The sequence below is a fragment of the Micromonospora sp. NPDC049645 genome, assembly GCF_040675155.1.
Classification (GTDB): Bacteria; Actinomycetota; Actinomycetes; order Mycobacteriales; family Micromonosporaceae; genus Micromonospora.
Window position 1 is genome coordinate 17763 of the sequence record NZ_JBFAOI010000027.1, and the last position, 18463, is coordinate 36225.

19 protein-coding genes and 1 tRNA gene are annotated in these 18463 nt (G+C 72.5%); 13 read left to right on the top strand and 7 right to left on the bottom strand.

All coding sequences use genetic code 11. The features are described 5' to 3' along the window. Window positions 1-65 precede the first annotated feature (65 nt). Window positions 66-689, top strand: coding sequence for a DUF6230 family protein (locus AB0J33_RS30220; RefSeq protein WP_363618388.1), 624 nt, complete (start codon window positions 66-68; stop codon window positions 687-689). 76 nt (window positions 690-765) lie between these two features. Beyond that, window positions 766-2244: a DUF6114 domain-containing protein gene (locus tag AB0J33_RS30225; protein WP_363618390.1), complete on the top strand. Its 1479-nt coding sequence runs from the start codon at window positions 766-768 to the stop codon at window positions 2242-2244. A 61-nt stretch (window positions 2245-2305) separates the two neighbouring features. On the opposite strand, the gene AB0J33_RS30230 is transcribed toward AB0J33_RS30225, so the two are convergent. Continuing rightward, entirely contained in the window at window positions 2306-3976 is a 1671-nt protein-coding gene (locus AB0J33_RS30230) for a DUF885 domain-containing protein (protein WP_363618392.1), read from the bottom strand. A gap of 130 nt (window positions 3977-4106) precedes the next feature. On the opposite strand from AB0J33_RS30230, the gene AB0J33_RS30235 reads away from it, so the two are divergent. Then, window positions 4107-5120: a DMT family transporter gene (locus AB0J33_RS30235; RefSeq protein WP_363618394.1), complete on the top strand. Its 1014-nt coding sequence runs from the start codon at window positions 4107-4109 to the stop codon at window positions 5118-5120. A 112-nt stretch (window positions 5121-5232) separates the two neighbouring features. Here the strand turns inward: AB0J33_RS30235 and AB0J33_RS30240 are convergent, their stop codons facing one another. Both AB0J33_RS30240 and AB0J33_RS30245 read right to left on the bottom strand, forming a co-directional pair. Next, window positions 5233-6306: a PHP domain-containing protein gene (locus AB0J33_RS30240; protein ID WP_363618396.1), complete on the bottom strand. Its 1074-nt coding sequence runs from the start codon at window positions 6304-6306 to the stop codon at window positions 5233-5235. A 1-nt stretch (window position 6307) separates the two neighbouring features. Next, window positions 6308-7072: a peptidoglycan DD-metalloendopeptidase family protein gene (locus AB0J33_RS30245; protein ID WP_363618398.1), complete on the bottom strand. Its 765-nt coding sequence runs from the start codon at window positions 7070-7072 to the stop codon at window positions 6308-6310. A gap of 64 nt (window positions 7073-7136) precedes the next feature. Here AB0J33_RS30245 and AB0J33_RS30250 point away from each other — a divergent pair, with 64 nt between their 5' ends. The 4 genes from AB0J33_RS30250 to AB0J33_RS30265 all read left to right on the top strand — a co-directional run bounded on the left by AB0J33_RS30250 (window position 7137) and on the right by AB0J33_RS30265 (window position 9043). Beyond that, window positions 7137-7526, top strand: coding sequence for a hypothetical protein (locus AB0J33_RS30250; RefSeq protein WP_363618400.1), 390 nt, complete (start codon window positions 7137-7139; stop codon window positions 7524-7526). A 111-nt stretch (window positions 7527-7637) separates the two neighbouring features. Further along, on the top strand, window positions 7638-7805 hold the full coding sequence (locus tag AB0J33_RS30255) for a hypothetical protein (RefSeq protein ID WP_167454701.1): 168 nt from the start codon (window positions 7638-7640) through the stop codon (window positions 7803-7805). A 118-nt stretch (window positions 7806-7923) separates the two neighbouring features. Next, complete coding sequence (locus tag AB0J33_RS30260) at window positions 7924-8451, top strand: tRNA adenosine deaminase-associated protein (RefSeq protein ID WP_363618402.1); 528 nt, start codon at window positions 7924-7926, stop codon at window positions 8449-8451. A 145-nt stretch (window positions 8452-8596) separates the two neighbouring features. Then, entirely contained in the window at window positions 8597-9043 is a 447-nt protein-coding gene (locus tag AB0J33_RS30265; protein WP_363618418.1) for a nucleoside deaminase, read from the top strand. 21 nt (window positions 9044-9064) lie between these two features. Here the strand turns inward: AB0J33_RS30265 and AB0J33_RS30270 are convergent, their stop codons facing one another. Both AB0J33_RS30270 and AB0J33_RS30275 read right to left on the bottom strand, forming a co-directional pair. Continuing rightward, window positions 9065-10219, bottom strand: a complete 1155-nt coding sequence (locus tag AB0J33_RS30270; RefSeq protein ID WP_363618404.1) for a HAMP domain-containing sensor histidine kinase — start codon at window positions 10217-10219, stop codon at window positions 9065-9067. Next, window positions 10216-10872 (bottom strand): response regulator transcription factor, encoded by a 657-nt coding sequence (locus AB0J33_RS30275; protein WP_181518658.1) that lies wholly within the window; start codon window positions 10870-10872, stop codon window positions 10216-10218. The genes AB0J33_RS30270 and AB0J33_RS30275 overlap by 4 nt, the downstream gene beginning before the upstream one ends. Before the next feature lie 128 nt (window positions 10873-11000). On the opposite strand from AB0J33_RS30275, the gene AB0J33_RS30280 reads away from it, so the two are divergent. Genes AB0J33_RS30280 through AB0J33_RS30295 form a run of 4 tightly spaced genes read left to right on the top strand, consistent with a single transcriptional unit; the run spans window position 11001 to window position 14504 of the window. Then, window positions 11001-11525, top strand: coding sequence for a hypothetical protein (locus AB0J33_RS30280; RefSeq protein WP_363618406.1), 525 nt, complete (start codon window positions 11001-11003; stop codon window positions 11523-11525). After that, the gene (locus AB0J33_RS30285; RefSeq protein WP_363618408.1) at window positions 11522-12613 is read left to right on the top strand and encodes a peptidoglycan-binding protein; all 1092 of its coding nucleotides are present in this window, start codon (window positions 11522-11524) and stop codon (window positions 12611-12613) included. Before AB0J33_RS30280 ends, AB0J33_RS30285 begins: the two co-directional genes overlap by 4 nt. An 8-nt stretch (window positions 12614-12621) precedes the next feature. After that, window positions 12622-13305, top strand: a complete 684-nt coding sequence (locus AB0J33_RS30290) for an ABC transporter ATP-binding protein (RefSeq protein ID WP_363618420.1) — start codon at window positions 12622-12624, stop codon at window positions 13303-13305. Then, entirely contained in the window at window positions 13305-14504 is a 1200-nt protein-coding gene (locus AB0J33_RS30295) for an ABC transporter permease (protein WP_363618410.1), read from the top strand. Before AB0J33_RS30290 ends, AB0J33_RS30295 begins: the two co-directional genes overlap by 1 nt. 146 nt (window positions 14505-14650) lie before the next feature. Here the strand turns inward: AB0J33_RS30295 and deoD are convergent, their stop codons facing one another. Then, entirely contained in the window at window positions 14651-15358 is a 708-nt protein-coding gene (deoD, locus tag AB0J33_RS30300; protein ID WP_363618412.1) for a purine-nucleoside phosphorylase, read from the bottom strand. 75 nt (window positions 15359-15433) lie between these two features. Here deoD and AB0J33_RS30305 point away from each other — a divergent pair. After that, window positions 15434-15520 (top strand) — tRNA-Ser (locus AB0J33_RS30305). A gap of 112 nt (window positions 15521-15632) precedes the next feature. On the opposite strand, the gene AB0J33_RS30310 is transcribed toward AB0J33_RS30305, so the two are convergent. Beyond that, window positions 15633-16568, bottom strand: coding sequence for a TetR/AcrR family transcriptional regulator C-terminal domain-containing protein (locus AB0J33_RS30310; RefSeq protein ID WP_363618414.1), 936 nt, complete (start codon window positions 16566-16568; stop codon window positions 15633-15635). 182 nt (window positions 16569-16750) lie between these two features. On the opposite strand from AB0J33_RS30310, the gene AB0J33_RS30315 reads away from it, so the two are divergent. Then, a complete protein-coding gene (locus AB0J33_RS30315; protein ID WP_363618416.1) occupies window positions 16751-18322 on the top strand; it encodes a carboxylesterase/lipase family protein in 1572 nt (523 codons plus the stop codon). Window positions 18323-18463 lie beyond the last annotated feature (141 nt).

The window sequence follows — 18463 nt, forward strand, 5'->3', positions numbered from 1 at the left end:
CGGGCCCGGTGCGGGCCGCCAGTTCGGGACCGGCCACTCGCGCGCACCGACCCGAGGAGGAACCCGTGCAGGATCGGTTTGACAGTCAGGGTCGTACCCGATGGCGGCGGTTCGCCGTGATGATGGTGCCTGCCACGGCGGCCGTCGGCGCCATCCTGTTCGGAATGTCGACCGGCGCCATCGCCTCCGACGTCACCGTCTCCGGGCAGACGTTCAAGATCGGCGCCGACCGCCTCGAAGGCGACGGCTTCAAGCAGTACGGCGGCATCGTCCGCGAGAAGGGCAAGGACGGAAAGTCCGGCGAGGTCCACCCGATCGCGCTCTCCGAGATCAGCAGCGCCGAGCTGTACAGCCTCTGCCAGTCCGTCCGGGCCGACCTGCCGGGGCTGCCGGTGGTGCTCACCATCAACGCCGGCGAGGGTAAGGAACCCGCCCGCGCCAAGGACCTGCTGATCGCGATGGACTCGCTGAACGGCAACGCCACCTTCACCAACATCAAGATCGGTCGGGACGCCACCGACCTGAACCCGACCGCGCGGGCCGGCTCGTTCGGCCAGAACTCCGACCACGTCACCATCACCAACCTGCGACAGGTGTCCCGCTACACCACGGCGGCAACGTTCAACCTGGTCGGCCTGCGGCTCAAGGTCAACGTGGGTGACGACGCCAAGGGCAAGGAGTGCTTCTGAGATGAGCCCCGGCCCGCGGTGGTCAGCACCGCGGGCCGGGCCGTTGTCCCCGTTCCCGCTCGGCCAGGAGGAGTACGTGACAATCGCGAACCCGTCCCACGCCCGGCCCGGTGGTCCGACTCAGGCGTGGCGGCTCTTCCGCCGCTGGCAGCGCAGCCGGCCGTTCTGGGGCGGACTGCTCGTCGCCCTGGCCGGGCTGGAGATGTTCGCCTCCACCCGGATGACCCTCAACGGTCTCAGCTTCCACAGTGGGGCGACCGGCCTGCTCTCGCTGCTGATCCCGGTCATCCTGGTGACCTGTGGCGTGTTGCTCTGGTTCACCCCGGCGCAGCGGCTGTTCTATTCGGTCGTCGCAGCGGTCACCGCGGTGTACTCGCTGATCGGGCTCAACCTCGGCGGCTTCTTCGTCGGCCTCCTGCTCGGCATCGTCGGCAGCGCCCTCGCCTTCGCCTGGGCCCCGGCCCGCCCCGCGCCAAGCACCCATCAGGCCGCCGTCGATCGGACCACCGTGGACCAGGACGGCGTCGACCAGGACGGCGTCGATCAGGACGGGGTCGACCAGGACGGCGTGGAGCGGCCGGGCGTCGAGCGGGCCGATCGCCCGGTGGTCCGGGCCTCCGCGGAGGATGCCCCGCCCGAACGGCCGGGACAATCCGCGGATCCGCGAGCCTTCGCCATCGTTCTCGTGATCCTCGGCCTGGCGGTCATCGGCCTGGCCAGCCAACCCCGAGCGGTGCAGGCCGCGCCGAGCCGACCAACCTCGAACGCCTGCCCCACCCCGCCCCGGGGCGGCGCCCCGTCGCCGAGCCGCAGCGCGGCCACGCCGACGCCCACCCCGAGCCCGCAGCGGTCCGGCAACGCGCTCACCGACATTCTGGACGGCATCGGCGATCTGCTGGGCATCGGAGGGAAGGACACCGCCGCGCCTCCGGTGAGCCCGACCGTCCCGCCCGGAGCGCGGCCCACCGGCACGGCGACGCCTCGCCCCGGCCCCGCCGACTGCCCGTCACAGGCCCCGGGCAAGCCCGGCACCGGAGAGCCCGGCACCGGTAAACCCGGCACGACGGCACCCGGCCAGCCGGGAACGGTGCAGCCGGGCAAGCCGTTGCCTCGTATCGCCGCCGATCCGGCCCTGCCGACGGTGGCCCAGACGCCGTCGAAGCTCACCGGCTCGTCGGTACGGATGACCGGGTTGCGGTTCGAGGGAATCACCGACCTGCACACCGTGAAGGGCGACCTCAAGGTGCTGAAGTTCAGCATGCGAGAGGCGGTGACCGCCGACTTCCTGCTGCGCGCCGACGGTCCCGAAGGGCGCAACCAGCGGTACGCGACCGACCAGCTGACCGTCCGGGGTGACGTGGCCTTCTACGCCACCCGGTTCGTGGGCCGACTGCTCGGCATCAAGGTCACGCTGACTCCGGACCTGCCGCTACCGGACGGCATCCCCGTCACCTCACCGATCCCGATCACGTTCACCGACCCCGCCATCGACCTGGCGTACGTCACCAGTGACACGCTGACCGCCCGCCCGGCGTTGGCGCTCACCCTCGGCTGAGTGCCCGGCCGCGCGCGGCGACGGAACCGTCGTACCGCCGGCGCGCGCAGCCGTGGCGCGGTCAGAGCCGGGCCAACGCCCGACGCAGCGGGTCGAGACCCAGCGCACCCAGGTCCAACGCCTGCCGGTGGAACTCCCGCAGGTCGAAGTCGGCGCCCTTGCGGGCCTTGGCGTCCTCGCGGGCCTGAAGCCAGATCCGCTCACCCACCTTGTACGACGGCGCCTGCCCCGGCCAACCCAGGTAACGGTTCAGCTCGAAGCGCAAATTCTCGTCCGGCACCCGGCAGTGCGCCCGCATGAACTCCCAGCCCAGCTCGGGCGTCCACCGCTCGCCCGGGTGGAAGCCGAACGGGTTGTCCTTCGGGATCTCCAGCTCCAGGTGCATGCCGATGTCCACGATCACCCGGGCCGCGCGCATCGCCTGCCCGTCGAGCATGCCCAGCTTGTCGCCCGGGTCCTCCAGGTAGCCCAGCTCGTCCATCAGTCGCTCCGAGTAGAGCGCCCAGCCCTCGCCGTGCCCGGAGACCCAGCACAGCAGCCGCTGCCAGCGGTTGAGCAGGTCGGCCCGGACGGCGGTCTGCGCCACCTGGAGATGGTGACCGGGCACGCCCTCGTGGTAGACCGTGGTCACCTCCCGCCAGGTGGAGAAGTCGCTGACGCCCTGCGGCACCGCCCACCACATCCGGCCGGGTCGGGAGAAATCCTCACTCGGGCCGGTGTAGTAGATGGCGCCGTCGCTGGTCGGGGCGAGGCAGCACTCGATGCGGCGGACCTGCTCCGGGATGTCGAAGTGGGTGCCGTGTAGCTCGGTGATCGCCTTGTCGGCAAGCGCCTGCATCCAGTCCCGGAACGCCTCCTTGCCCTGGATGGTCCGGGCCGGGTCGGCGTCCAACGCGGCCACCGCTTCGTCGACGGTGGCACTGGACCCGGCGATGCGCGCCGCCACGACGCGCATCTCCGCCTCGAGGCGGGCCAGCTCCGCGAAACCCCAGGCGTACGTCTCGTCCAGGTCGATCTTGGCGCCGAGGAAGTACTGCGAGGCGAGTTCGTACCGCTCCCGGCCGGCGGCCTGCTTGTCCCGCCCGTGCGGGGCCAGCTCGGTGCGCAGGAACTGGCCGAACTCGGCGGTCGCCGCGGTCGCCGCCGCCGCACCCCGCCGCAGCTCCGAGCCGACCGTGCCCTCGGCTCCCAGCCGCTCGACCAGCCCGTGGAAGAAGTTGTCCCCGGTCGGGTCGACCCAGATGTCGCACTGCTTGGCCACCTCGACCAGCTGCACCTTCGAGCTGACGTCACCGGCGGCCAACGCCTCACGCAGCGTGGTCTTGTAGCCCTCCAGCGCGCCAGCGAAGCCGTTGAGCCGGGCGGCGATGTTGGCCTGGTCGTCGCTGGTCGCGGTCGGCATCAGGTCGAACACCATGCGGATCTCGTGCAGCCCGCTGGCGATCACGCTGACCTCGCTGGTCACCTCGCCGGCGTCGTACCGGGCGAGGTCCAGGCCGAGCCGTTCCTGCATGGCCTCCTTGGCGATTCGTTCCGATTCGGTCTCCGGCTCGGTCACGTCCAGCTCGGCGAGCGTCCGGCGGGTGAGGTCCGCGCGGGCGCCGTAACCAGCGGGTGAGAGGTCGTCGAGCTGGTCGTCATGGCCGGCGATGCCGACGAAGGTCGCGCCGGTGGGGCTCAACGGCGCCCACTCGGCCACGTAGCGGTTGGCGAGTTCATCAATTCGTCCCACGCTGCGACCCTACGTGACCACCCCACCCCGGTGTCGCCGGCGTTTGTCGTGTTCAAGCCGCAGGTTCGGGCACGGCGCGACGTCCGAAAGGCGCGCGACTTTGTCGCACGGTTGCGGCAGAGTGTCAGGGGTGACCACCGATACCACTCCTGACAAAGCGCCGGTCCGCGCCTGGCTGCCCGGCTTCGTCGCCCTCGCCGCGATCTGGGGTTCCAGCTTCCTCTTCATCAAGGTCGGGGTGGCCGAGCTGCACCCGGTCCAACTCACCCTCTACCGAGTCGGCGCCGGCGCGCTGACCCTACTGGTGGTCCTCGCCGTGCTGCGCGACCGACTGCCCCGCGACCCCCGGCTCTGGGCGCACCTGACCGTCGTCGCCGCCTTCGGCGTGGCCGTGCCGTTCACCCTCTTCGGCTACGGCGAGCAACGGGTCGAGTCGATGCTGGCCGGCATCTGGAACGCCACCACGCCGCTGATCGTGCTGCCGCTGGCGGTGCTGGTCTTCCGCACCGAGCGGCTGACCCTGCGCCGTGCGGTCGGGCTCGGGCTGGGCTTCGTCGGCGTGCTGGTGGTGCTCGGGGTCTGGGAGGGCGTCGGCGGGGCGCACTTCACCGGGCAGCTCATGTGCCTCGGTGCGGCCGCCTGCTACGGCGTCTCCATCCCGTACCAGAAGCGGTTCGTGGCGGGCAGCGCGTACTCCGGTCTGTCGCTCTCCGCCGCGCAGCTGCTGCTCGCCGCCGTGCAGCTGGCCATCGTCACCCCGTTCGTCGCCGGCCTGCCGCCGCTGCCCACCGAGCTGTCGCCGGGAGTGGTGGCGAGTGTGCTCACCCTCGGTGCGCTCGGCACCGGGCTCGCCTTCGTGATCAACATGCGCAACATCCGGGTGGCCGGCGCCAGCACCGCGTCCACCGTCACGTACGTGATCCCGATCTTCGCGGTGCTGATCGGCGCGGTGGCGCTCGACGAACGACTCAACTGGCACCAGCCGGTCGGCGCGCTGATCGTGCTGCTCGGGGTCGCGGTCTCGCAGGGAGTCTTCGGTCGACGCCGGAGCAGCCCCGTCGTCGGCGTCGGCGCTCCCGCCGCCCCCGCCGCCGAGCCCGCTCCCGCCGCTCAGCCCGCTTCCGCCGAGCCCGCTCGCCGCTGACAGCGCCGCACCCACCCGCGGACAGGCCGCCGTGGGCCGTTGGACCGGCGCCGGGTTCATCCAGAGGCGGTCGGGCGTCGAGAGGGCGCCCCGGGAGGCGGGGTCGGGCCGGTCAGGGGCGGTTGTGTGTCCAGGCCACCAGATCTTCCGCCGACCAGGTGTTGATCACGCGGTCGGCGGGGACGCCGCAGAGGGCGGCGCGCTCGCAGCCGAAGCGTTGCCAGTCGAGCTGGCCGGGCGCGTGCGCGTCGGTGTTGATGGCGAACCGGCAGCCAGCCTCCAACGCGCGGCGGATCAGGCGCTTCGGAGGATCCTGCCGCTCCGGCCGAGAGTTGATCTCGACGGCGGTGTCGTGCTCGACGCAGGCCGCGAAGACCGCGTCCGCGTCGAAGTCGCTCTCCGCCCGGGTACGCGGGCGGTGCGCACGGTCGCCCGGACCGGTCACCCCGGCCGGGCGGGACGACACCATCCGGCCGGTGACGTGGCCGAGGATGTCCAGGTGCGGGTTGGCCACGGCGGTCAGCATGCGCCGGGTCATCTTCGACCGCTCGTCCTTCAGGCCGCTGTGCACCGACCCGACCACCACATCGAGCCGCGCCAGCAGGTCGTCGTCCTGATCCAGGGAGCCGTCGGCGTTGATGTCCACCTCGATCCCGGTGAGGATCCGGAAACCCTCGGGCAGCGCCGCGTTGACCTGCGCCACGTGGTCGAGTTGCCGGCGCAGCCGGGCAGCGGTCAGCCCCCGGGCCACCGTCAGCCGGGGCGAATGGTCGGTCAGCACCAGATACTCGTGGCCCAACTCCACCGCCGCCAGCGCCATCTCCTCGATCGGCGAGCCGCCGTCGGACCAGTCCGAGTGGGTGTGACAGTCGCCGCGCAGGGCGGCGCGTAGCGCCGTGGCCTCGGCGTCCAGATCGCTGCCCTCGGTCGCCAGCAGTCGGCGGAGGTAGACCGGCTCCTCACCGGCGAGCGACTCGGCCACACAGCGGGCCGTGACGTCACCGACCCCGGCCAACTCGGTGAGCGTGCCGTTGCCGGCCCGTTCGGTCAGCTCGGTCGTGGGCAGGCCAGCCAGTGCCTTCGCCGCCGACCGGAACGCCCGTACCCGGTAGGTGGCCTCGTTGGCCCGTTCCAACAGGAACGCGATCCGGCGCAGGTCGGCGATGGGATCTCTCGCGCGGGCCATGTCAGGGCGCCTTCGGGCAGCCGTGCCGGCGTTGCCACGCGGTCACCTCGGCGGCCGGCTCCCGGTTGCCGCCGCGCCGCCAGGAATCCAGGTAACGCGCCGGCCAGAGCACCCCGCGCCGGATCCACCAGCCGTCCTTGCCCGTGCAGGCTGGTGAGATGCCGAAGTGCACATGGCAGACGTTGTTCGCGTTGCCGGTGCGGCCCACCTTGCCGAGCTGCTGCCCGGCGCGGACCCGCACCCCGGCATCGACGCCGCTTGCCACGACGCTCAGGTGCGAGCCGTAGTAGCGCACCCCGTCGTCGCCGAGCAGGGCGACGGACAACCCGCCGTTGTCCGGGCCCTGTGGCCCCCGTTTGGAGTACCGGTCGACCCGGCTGACCTCCAGCACCGTCCCGTCGGTCACCGCCACGAACGGCTCACCGCAGTCGGCGAACAGGTCCGTCGCCGGGTACGCCCCGTGCGTCGGGTGGTAGTCGACGTTGTCGGCGCGTACCGGAAAGACATGCCGCAGCCCGGTGCGGGGCGCCGTCGCCGACGGCCTGGCCGACGACGGCGCCGGGCGGCTCGGCTCGGTCGCCGTCGGCGCGGGCGACTGCGACGCCGGCTGGTCGGCGGTCGCCCAGACCGCCGGGGGCGTCGGCGCGGCGCCGTCAGGTGGCACCCCCGGCCGGGTGGTCGCGCAGCCGGCGGCGAGCACCGGGGCGAGCAGCAGCAGAATCGGGTACGCCGGACGAGCGCGGCGGCTGATCGTCGGCGAGGACATCCGGTCATCCTGGCAGAACCGGTACCGTGGGCACGAGCGGCACGCGTGAGGAGAGGCGGCGACGGTGACCATTGCCCGACCCGATCCCGGCCCGGATTTCGGTTCCGCCCGCCCGATTCCGCGTACCCCCTCGGGTCTCTTTCCCTCCGGGCCACCGGCCCGGCCCACCTACCGCGAACCGCACCCGATCACCGGCGGTGGTGTCGCCACCGGCGGCGGCGCGGCAGCCGGGTGGTTGCTGCTGTTCGGCCTACTCGGCACCGACGTGGCCAGCTACGCGTGGTGGACGGTGATCGCCGGCCTGCTGGCCTGGGTCACCGCCCTGGTGCTGGTCCGGCACGGCGACCGGGGGGTGGCCACCGGGGTCGCCATCGTCACGGCGGGTGGTTGGAGCATCGCCGCCGCCGTGGTGGCGGTCCGCTGGGCCACCAGTGGTGACTGGCCGCTGTGGTGACCTGCACGGACCGGCCCCGAAACGGCCGTCGGTGACTGCGCCCTGTGCCCGGTTGGCTGCGTAGCGAACGCCGTCTTGACGTGGCCGCCGAGACTCGGCACGCTCGGGACTATGGCCTGGACCACTCCGCGGCAGGATCCCGATCGCAGCCGCCGCCGCCTGCAGTTGCTGGCCGAGTTGGCGGGCGCTCGAGCGGTCCGCCAGCGCAGCCGACCGCAGCGGCAGCGCACCGAGCGTCTGCGCCAGCTCATCGCCACCCGCCGTCGAGTCGCTGGCTGATCCGACTTTGTCAGGAATGACCCGCCCTTCGGGGCGTTGACGGGTCGCCCGCCGACCCGACCGGCTAACGTGCACGCGTAACGAGTCGACGCTGTGTCGAGGGGCTATTGGGGGGACCGTGTCGTACTTCGCTGCGGCCGTGGTGCGTGACGACAGTGGCTGGACCGCCGCCGAGGTCAGCCTGCGTGGCGCCACCGACATCGACGAGGTCGCTGACCGGCTGCGTGACGTCGACCAGGAGGCCGACGTGTCGCTGCTCTTCGTCGAGGCCGACGACGCGTACCTGGTGATCCTGCGCCTCGACGAGGGCGAGGACCTGCGGGTGTTCGGTTCCGACTCGGCCTACGCCGAGGAGTCGCAGCTGGGGTCGCTGCTGGTCGGTGACCTGAAGACGTCGGTCACCGGGCTCGACGGTGACGACGAGCCGCGCCCGGTGAGCACCGGGGACGACGAGAGCGAGCAGCCCGTCGTCGACCCGGAGGCCGACCCGGTCGGTGACGCCGACCTGCTGGCCAACCTGGGCATCTCCGCGCAGAGGCTGCTGACCCTCTGCACCCACGAGGGAATGATGCCGGCGGACGTCACGGCCGAGATCTGTCAGGTGCTCGGTTGCGCCGACGAGGTCGAGGAGCTGCGTGAGGTCTGAGCCGGCCGACGCCACCGATCCGTCTCTGGAGTCGATCCGGCCGGGCCAGCCGACCCCCGGTGCGGTGGGCCGCGCCGGACCCGGTGCCCACGAGGGCCTCGCCGACCCGGGCGAGGTGGGCCGACGGCAGCGGCACGAGCTGTGGATGCGCCGCGCCCTGGAGGTCGCCGTCGCCGGTCCGCCGGTCGGCGACACGGTCAGCACCGACGTCGACGACGTGCCGGTGGGGGCGGTGCTCTACGCCCCGGACGGCACCGAGCTGGCCACCGGACGCAACGAGCGGGAGCTGACCGGCGACCCCACCGCCCACGCCGAGGTGCTGGCCCTGCGCCGCGCCGCCGAGCGCACCGGCCGGTGGCGACTGGACGGCTGCACCCTGGTGGTCACCCTCGAACCGTGCACCATGTGCGCCGGGGCGCTGGTGCTGGCCCGGGTCTCCACCGTCGTGTTCGGCGCGTGGGAGCCCAAGACCGGTGCGGCCGGGTCACTCTGGGACGTGCTGCGGGACCGTCGGCTCAACCACCGCCCCGAGGTCTACGGCGGGGTGCTGGAGGCCGAGACCGCCACCGTCCTGCGCGCGTTCTTCCGCTGACCCCGGCCGCCGGGTCGCCGGTCAGGCCGGCGGCAGGGTGACCGTGACGATCAGACCGCCGGCCGGACGGGGCTGCGCCTCGGCGGTGCCGCCGTGGGCCCGGGCCACCGCGCGGACGATGGACAACCCCAGCCCGAAGCCCCGCGCGCCGACCACCCGCTCCCGCGACAGCCGACGGAACGGCTGGAACATCGTCTCCACGTCGTAGCCGGGAATGACCGGGCCGGTGTTGGTCACCGTGAGGGTGGGCCGACCGTCGACCAACCCGGTGCGTACCTCCACCCAGCCGTCCGCCGGCAGGTTGTGCCGCAGCGCGTTCTCCACCAGGTTGAACGTGAGTCGCTCCAACAGCACCGGGTCGCCGTTGGTCGGCGCCGGAGCCAGGACCCGCCGAACCGGCACGCCGGGTGCCTGCCTGCCGGCCTGATCAGTGGTGTGCGCGCAGACCTCGGCCAGGTCGACCGGCGTACGCTCGGTCAGCTCGTTCTCCGAGTCGGCCAGGGTCAGCAGCCCGTCGATCAGCCGCTCGTGGCGTTCGTTGACCGCCAGCAGCGACTCGCCCAGTCGCCGGGTCTCGGCCGAGGCATCCGGGCGGGTGACCGCCAGCTCCACCAGGGCGCGGTTGAGCGCCAACGGGGTACGCAGCTCGTGCGAGGCGTTCGCCACGAACCGGCGCTGCCCGTCGAAGGAGCGGTCCAGCCGCTCCAGCATCTCGTCGAACGTGTCGGCGAGTTCCCGTACCTCATCCGGAGGGCCGGTGAGCGCGATCCGCTCGTGCAGACCACGGCCGGCGGTGTCCGCGCCGGCGATCCGCCGGGCGGTGCCGGTGATCTGGTGCAGTGGCTGCAACGCCCGGCCGGCGAGCAACCAGCCGAACGCGATCGCCACCGTCGACACCACGATCAACGCGATGCCGCCCTGGGTGAGCAGCGACTCCAAGGCGTCGCGTTTCGCTTGGTCCTGCACCTCCTGCACCAGGGCGCGCAAGTTGTCGATGTTCTGCCCAGCGGGCGTCGTGGGTGTGGTCTTCGGCAGGTCGCGGAGGCTCACCCCGAACGGCTGCGGCATCCGCTGATCCACCAGCACGTACGTGACGGCGAGCAGGACCACACCGGCCAACAGGAAGAGCCCCCCGTAGATGAGGGTGAGCCGGGCGCGGATCGTCAGCCGTTTCATCGGATCTGGTACCCCGCCCCGGGAACCGTCTCGATCACCGGCGGGTCGCCGAGTTTGCGGCGCAGCTTCATGACGGTCACCCGGACCACGTTGGTGAACGGGTCGATGTGCTCGTCCCAGGCGCGTTCCAGCAGGTCCTCGGCGGAAACCACCGCCCCGTCGGCGCGCAGCAGCTCGGCCAGCACCGCGAACTCCTTGCGGGACAGCGCCACATGCCGATCGTCGCGGCGTACCTCGTGTCGGGCCGGGTCGAGCTGGATGCCGGCGCGACGCAGCGTCGGCGGGGCCGCCGGACGGGACCGGCGGGTCAGCGCGTGCACCCGGGCCGACAGCTCCACCAGGGCGAACGGCTTGGTCAGGTAGTCGTCGGCGCCGAGCGCCAACCCGGCCACCCGCTCCCGGACCGCCGCCGACGCGGTCAACATCAGCACCCGGGTCTCCCCACCCGCGTCCACGATCGCCCGGCACACGTCGTCGCCGTGCACCACCGGCAGATCCCGGTCCAGGACCACCACGGCGTACTCGTTGACGCCGAGCCGTTCCAACGCGGCGTCCCCGTCGTACGCCACGTCGACCGCGAACGACTCCCGACGCAGCCACTCGGCGATGGCGTCCGCCAGCACGTTCTCGTCCTCGACCACCAGCACCCTCACCCCTCCATGGTGCTCGGGGTGCGGTAACGGCGGCATAACCGCCGACGGTAACGCCGGGGATACGCCCGCTGCCGTGCACTGGATGCCACGTTCGGCGAACCGCGCCGGACCTGAGCGGAAGCGGACAGATGCGACGACAGATGCTCGCGATCCCCGTCCTGCTCGCCCTGGCGCTGGCCGGGTGCGGCGCGGGAGGCGACGACGGCGGCGGGGTCGCGACCGCCGGTGGGACGAAGGCCGACACCACGGCGACCGGCGCGCCGGTCAGCGACTCGGACCGGCAACTCGCCTTCGCCCGGTGCATGCGGGAGAACGGGGTGGACCTGCCCGACCCGGAGGCGGGCGGCCGTCCCGGCTTCCGGTTCGGCGCGGACGTGGACCAGCAGAAGGTCCAGGCGGCCATGGAGAAGTGCCAGGACAAGCTGCCCAACGGCGGGCAGGGACCGCAGCTCAACCCCGAGCAGGCCGAGCAGATGCGCACATTGGCCAAGTGCATGCGGGAGAACGGGGTGCCGGCCTTCCCGGACCCGGACGCCGACGGGCGGGTCCGGATCGGGGCGGGAGACAACGCCATCAACATCGGCGACCCGGCCATGAAGGCAGCGCTGGAAAAGTGCCGGCAGCACGCGCCGCAGTTCGGGGGTGGCCGGTGACCGGCGCCATCCGACGCTCACGGCTGCGCGCCGCCGTCGCCGGCGGCGTCGTCCTGCTGGTCGCCGCCCTGGGCGTGGTCGCCGCGGTGGGCTTCGGCGGCGGCGCCGACGGTGGCCGCGCCCAGGCCGGCGGCGCGGCACCCGCCACCGCCACGGTCACCCGGCAGACCCTCGCCGACTCGGAGACCGCCGACGGTGAGCTGGGGTACGGCACGACGCGTACCGCCACGGCGAAGCTCAACGGGACCGTCACCGCGCTGGCCGCGACCGGGTCGACGGTGCGGCGGGGCAAGCCGCTCTACCTGATCGACAACGAGGAAGTGGTGCTCCTCTACGGCGGGCTGCCCGCGTACCGGACCCTCGCCCCCGGGGTGCAGGGCGCCGACGTCACCCAGTTCGAGCGGAACCTCGACGCGCTGGGCTACACCGGCTTCACGGTCGACGACGAGTACACCGGTGCCACCGCGGACGCCGTCCGGGAGTGGCAGGAGGACCTGGGGTTGACCGAAACCGGTCGGGTCGAGCCGGGGCGGGTCGTCTACGCCGACCGGGAGGTCCGGGTGGAGAGCCACCAGGCCGACCTCGGCGGCCTCACCCAGCCCGGCCAGGCGGTGCTGACCTACACCGGCACCAGCCGGGTGGTCACCGTCGAACTGGACGTGGACGACCAGCGGTTGGCCAAGCGCGACGCGAAGGTCAGCGTCCGGCTGCCGGACGGTCGAGCCGTGCCGGGCACGATCAGCACTGTCGAAACGGTCATCCAGGCCGGCGCGGCCGGTGCCAACGGGCAGTCCGGCGACGCCGAGACGAAGATCGAGGTGACCGTCGCGGTGACCGACCCCAAGGCCCTCACCGGTTTCGACCAGGCCAGCGTGGATGTCACGTTCACCGTCTCGGAGCGCCGCGACGTGCTCACCGTGCCGGTGGCGGCGCTGTTGGCGCTCGCCGAGGGCGGCTACGGCGTCCAGGTCGCCGAGGGCGGCACGAGCCGGGTCCTCGCGGTGACCACCGGGCTGTTCGCCGGCGGCCGGGTGGAGGTCACCGGTGCGGGCATCACCGAGGGCACGACGGTGGTGGTGCCGACGTGAGCGGCGAGGTGATCGTGCTCGACCGGGTCAGCAAGCGGTACGCCGGGGGCGTCGTCGCCGTGGATGACGTGTCGCTGCGGATCGGCCACGGCGAGTTGGTGGCGATCGTCGGCCCGTCCGGGTCAGGTAAGTCGACCATGCTGCACCTGATCGGCACCCTGGACCGGCCGTCGTCGGGCAGTGTGCTCATCGACGGGTACGACGCGGCGAAGCTGACCGACCGGGAGCTGTCCGCGCTGCGGGCCACCCGGATCGGTTTCGTCTTCCAGCAGTTCCACCTCGCTCCCGGCGTCCCGGTCGTGGACAACGTGGCCGACGGGTTGCTCTACTCCGGCGTACCCCTGAGGCGGCGGCGGGACCGTGCGGAGGCCGCGTTGGTCCGGGTTGGCCTGGGCCACCGGTTGCGACACCGACCGCACGAGCTGTCCGGCGGGGAACGGCAGCGGGTGGCGGTGGCCCGTGCGGTGGTCGGTGAGCCGGCGGTGCTGCTCGCCGACGAGCCGACCGGCAACCTGGACTCCCACTCCGGTGCCGGGGTGTTGGAGCTGCTGCACGATCTGCACCGAGCAGGTACCACCATCGTGGTGATCACCCATGACCGGGAGATCGCGGAAAGCCTGCCCCGGCAGGTGCGGATGCACGACGGCGCGGTGCGGCACGACTCGGCCCGTACGTCGGCCGGGGTCCGCTGATGGCCGCGCTCACCCCGGCCCGGCTGGGACCGGCGGACGTCCTGCGCGTCGGCGGGGTGGGGTTGCGGACCCGTCCGCTGCGAGCGTTCCTCTCCGCGTTGGGCATCGCGATCGGCATCGCCGCGATGATCGCGGTGGTCGGCATCTCCTCGTCGTCCCGGGCCGAGCTGGACCGGGCACTCGACGCGCTCGGCACCAACCTGCTCACCGTTGAGCCCGGTAACACCCTGTTCGGCGCGGACGCGCAACTGCCCGAGGAGTCGATCGCCATGATCGGGCGGATCGGCCCGGTGACCGCGGTGTCCGCGACCGGGCAGGTCGCCGACGCCAAGGTGTACCGCTCGGACCGGATCCCGGCGGCCGAGACCGGTGGCATCGCCACCCGGGCGGCCCGGCTGGACCTGCTCGGCACCGTCGGGGCCGAGATGGCCACCGGCACCTGGCTGAACGAGGCGACCGCCCGCTACCCGGCGGTCGTGCTGGGCACCACCGCGGCGCAGCGGCTCGGGATCACCACGGCGGACCCGCAGGTGCAGGTGTGGCTGGGCGGGCGGCCGTTCACCGTGGTCGGCACCCTCGCCGCCGCACCACTCGCCCCGGAACTGGACACCTCGGCGTTGATCGGCTGGCCGGCGGCGGCCGAGTACCTGGGCTTCGACGGGCACCCGACCACCGTCTACACCCGGGCGCGGGAGTCGCAGGTAGAGGCGGTCCGATCGGTGCTCGGCGCGACCACCAACCCGGAGGCGCCGAACGAGGTCGAGGTGTCCCGGCCCTCGGACGCGCTGGCTGCCGCCGAGGCGACCGATGACGCGTTCACCGGACTGCTGCTGGGCCTGGGCGCGGTCGCCCTGCTGGTCGGCGGGGTCGGGGTGGCGAACACCATGGTGATCTCGGTGCTGGAACGCCGGGCCGAGATCGGCCTGCGCCGGTCACTCGGCGCCACCCGCGGTCAGGTCCGGACCCAGTTCCTCGCCGAGTCGCTGCTGCTCTCCGCGCTCGGCGGGATCGGCGGAGTGGTGCTGGGCATCCTGGTCACCTCGGGCTACGCACTGTCGCAGCACTGGCCGACCGTGGTGCCGGCCTGGGCGATGCTCGGCGGTGTGGCCGCGACCCTGGTCATCGGCGGCTTCGCCGGGCTCTACCCGGCGGTGCGTGCCGCCCGCCTCGCGCCGACCGAGGCGCTGGCCGCCGTCTGACCGAGGCGGCGGCCCGCGCCGGGGTGGTGCGGGTCGGGCCGGGGTGGCGCGGGTCGGCGTGATGCGGAAGAGCGGTATGACACAGGGGCATATTTATGCCTGTGTGTCATACCGCTCTCGGCAGTGACACCGCCCCGCCGGACGGATCAGGCGATGATCGTGTCGAGGGCGATCTCGACCATCTGGCTGAAGGTCTGCTCGCGCTCCTCCGAGGTGGTCTTCTCGCCGGTCTTGATGTGGTCGCTGACGGTCAGCAGGGTCAGCGCGCGGGCCTTGAACCGCGCGGCGATCGTGTAGAGCGCCGCCGACTCCATCTCCACCGCCAGCACCCCGTAGTCGGCGAGGGTGTCGTAGAGGTCCGGCCGGTCGGTGTAGAAGGCGTCCGCCGCCAGGATCGGCCCGACGTGCATGCTGATGCCGCGCCGCTCGGCCACCTCGACCGAGGTACGCAGCAGCCCGAAGTCGGCCACCGGGGCGTAGTCGATCAGCCCGTCGAAACGCACCCGGTTCATGTTCGAGTCGGTGGACGACCCGATCGCCGCCACCACGTCCCGCAGTTGCAGGTCGGTGCTGAGAGCGCCACAGGAGCCGACCCGGATCAGCGTCTTCACGCCGTACTCGTTGATCAGCTCGTGGGCGTAGATGGAGGCCGACGGCATGCCCATGCCGGAGCCCTGGACGGAAACCTCGACGCCGTTCCAGCGGCCGGTGAAGCCCAGCATGCCGCGAACCGTCGAGTAGCAGGTGGCGCCCTCGAGGTAGGTTTCCGCGATCCACTTGGCCCGCAGGGGGTCGCCCGGCATCAGGACCCGCTCGGCGATCTCGCCCGGCTTCGCGCCGATGTGCGTACTCATGGCAAAGATCCTGCCAGGCCGGCCCGGGCGATACCGGTTCGGAGTCCGAACCGGCGGTCCTGTACCCTCGTCGGCGGTGGCGTGTCCGAGCGGCCTAAGGAGCACGCCTCGAAAGCGTGTGAGGGTTAACGCCCTCCGAGGGTTCAAATCCCTCCGCCACCGCTCCGTAGTGCAGAAACGCCCGGTCGATCCGCGAGGATCGACCGGGCGTTTTCGCGTCGGAGGTCGCCGGCGCCACGTCTGGGCGCCGCAGCCGAGCGGGCCATCCACGCGGTCAGCGTTCGAGCAGCGCCGCCACCCCGTCGAGCAGTCGGTGCAGACCGAACTCGAAGAGGCTGTCGACGTTGAGGTCGACCGCCGTCCGACTGAGTCGGGCCAGATGCGGAAACTCGCCCGCCGCGAGCAGTCCACCGAACACGTCGGCCTGGGCCGCCATCCACTCGTCGTCGGTCAGGCCGGTGTCCTGCTCCGCCTCGGCCTCCCGCTCCAGGTTGATGGCGGTGCCACGAACGTGGTTGGCCAGGGCGGCCACCAGATGAAGCTGCGTGTGCCGGTCCAGGCCGCGCCCGGCGAGCGCGCGCAGCGCCCGCTCGGTGTGCGCCACGGCGTGCGGTGCCATCAGCGGGCGGGTCAGCGAGACGACCTGGGCCAGCCAGGGATGCCGCCGATAGATCGACCACTGAAGTCGGCTGAGTAACTCCAGTTGGGCTCGCCAACCGGGCGGGAACGTGCGCGGCAGTCGATGCGCGGCGAAGGCCGCGTCCGCCATCAGCACGAGAAGCTGGTCCTTGCCCCGAACCTGCCGGTACAGCGACATGGTGGGAACGTCCAGCTCGGTCGCGATGCGCCGCATGCTCAACGCCGGCAACCCCTCGGCATCGGCGATCTTCGTGGCGGTCCGCACCACCCGGTCGCGGGTCAGCCCCTGGGCGGGCAGGCGTCGGCCGCCGGCCGGTGTGCTCCGACCCGGCACGGTCGGCTCCGCGCCGATCACCACCATGCCCACCCCCGGCACCGCCCGGACCAGGTCCTCCTGGCGAAGCGCGGTGAGCGCCCGACTGGCGGTCGCCATCGCGACCCCCCACTCGCGGACGATCTGCCGGGTGGACGGCACCCGGTCGCCGGGGCCCAACTCGCCCGTCGTGATGCGCCGTCGCAGCTCCCCGACGATGCGCAGGTAAGGGGGAGTGGACTCGTCGATCTCCGCCACGGTCGCCTCCCGCCGATTTCCGGTGACCGTAGCGCACTAGAGCGCCGGCCGGCGCGCCGTCCAACGGTCGCGCCCCCGTCGACGGGGTGCACTAGAGCTCCCTGGTCGGGTGTTTGCCAGGCCGACATGCTCGGCGAAGCCCGGTGCGTACGCCGTACCGGACTCGACGAAAGGGGACAGTCATGACCAACGTCCGGTACCCCCGGTGGGTGGTCGCGGCGGGTGTCACCGCGCTTCTCGCGCCGGTGCTGGCCATCGGTCCGGCCGCCGGGGCGTCCGACCGACCGGGCGCGGCCGTGGTGCGGACCGAGCAGGGCGCGGTGCGGGGGACCGTCGCGGCGGACCACCGGTCGTTCCAGGGCATCCCGTACGCGACCCCGCCGGTGGGCGCGCAGCGTTGGGCGCCGCCGCAGCCAGGTCGGCCGTGGACCGGGGTACGCGACGCGACCCGGCCCGGTGCCGCCTGCGCCCAACTTCAGGGGCTACCCATGGACCGTCCGTCGGAGTCCGAGGACTGCCTCTACCTGAACGTCACCACCCCGCGTTCCGTCGCACGGACGCCTCGACCGGTGCTGGTGTGGCTGCACGGCGGCGACTTCCGGTTCGGCAGCGGCGACGCGTACGGCGGGCAGCGGCTGGCCGCCGGTGGTGACGTCGTCGTCGTGACGGTGAACTACCGGCTCGGCGCGCTCGGCTTCCTGGCGCACCCGGCGCTTGCCGGTCGGGACGGGGGCATCGGTAACTTCGGGTTGCAGGATCAGCAGGCCGCGCTGCGCTGGGTACGGCGCAACGCGGCGGCGTTCGGCGGTGACCCGGGAAACGTCACCCTGTTCGGCCAGTCGGCCGGGGCGACCAGTGTCTGCGCGCAGCTCGCCGCGCCGGGCTCCGCCGGCCTGTTCCACCGGGCGATCATGCAGAGCAATTCGTGCGCCAACCCGGTGCAGACCCGGGCTGCGGCGGTCGAGGCGGCGCAGGAGTTCGCCCGCCGGATCGGCTGCACCGACACTGCGGTGGTCGCCGCCTGCCTGCGCGCGAGCGACCCCGCCCGGCTCGTCGAGACGGCCGGGTATCCCGGGGCGGGTGTCGACCTCGGCCCGGTCGTCGACGGCCACACCTTGCCGGTGGATCCGGCCGAAGCGCTGGCCACCGGGCGGCTGCATCGGGTGCCGGTGCTGACCGGGATGAACCGGGACGAGTCCCGGCTCCTGGTGTGGGGGATGGAGCGGGTCGGGGTCGGCCCGCTCACCGACGACCAGTACCGCGACCAGGTCCAGGCCATGTTCGGTGACCACGCGGAGAAGGTGCTGGCCCGCTATCCGCGCGACACGGCGCATCCGGCCAGCGTGACGTTGGGCGCGGTGCTGACCGATCACGACTACGCAGAGCCGATCTACTCCGCCGCGTTGGCCTTCGCGCGACGGGTGCCGACCTTCGCGTACGAGTTCGCCGACGAGGACGCGCCGTTCTTCACGGCGGGACCGGAACCGACGTTCACCCCCGGCGCGTACCACTCCGCGGAGCTGCCGTACCTGTTCGCGGTCGACTACGCCGAGGCGCTCACGCCGAACCAGCGGCGGCTCTCCGACGCGATGGTCCAGACGTGGACCGACTTCGCCCGGACGGGTCGAGCGGGCTGGCCTCGGCTGCGCCCCGACGCCCCGTACGTGCGGGTGTTCGCCGATGGTGGCGGGTCGGGCACGACGGACTTCGCGGCCGATCACTCGTACGACTTCTGGCGATCGCTCCGCCACTGAAACACGACGAGGTGACACGTCGGGGGGGGGGGGGGGGCGGGGTTCGGGCCCCCCCGCCCGGGCCGCCCCCCCAGGCGCAGCACCGGCCGGCCCCCACCGCGCAATAGCGGGGGGCCCACACAGCGGACCCCCCCAGGGGTT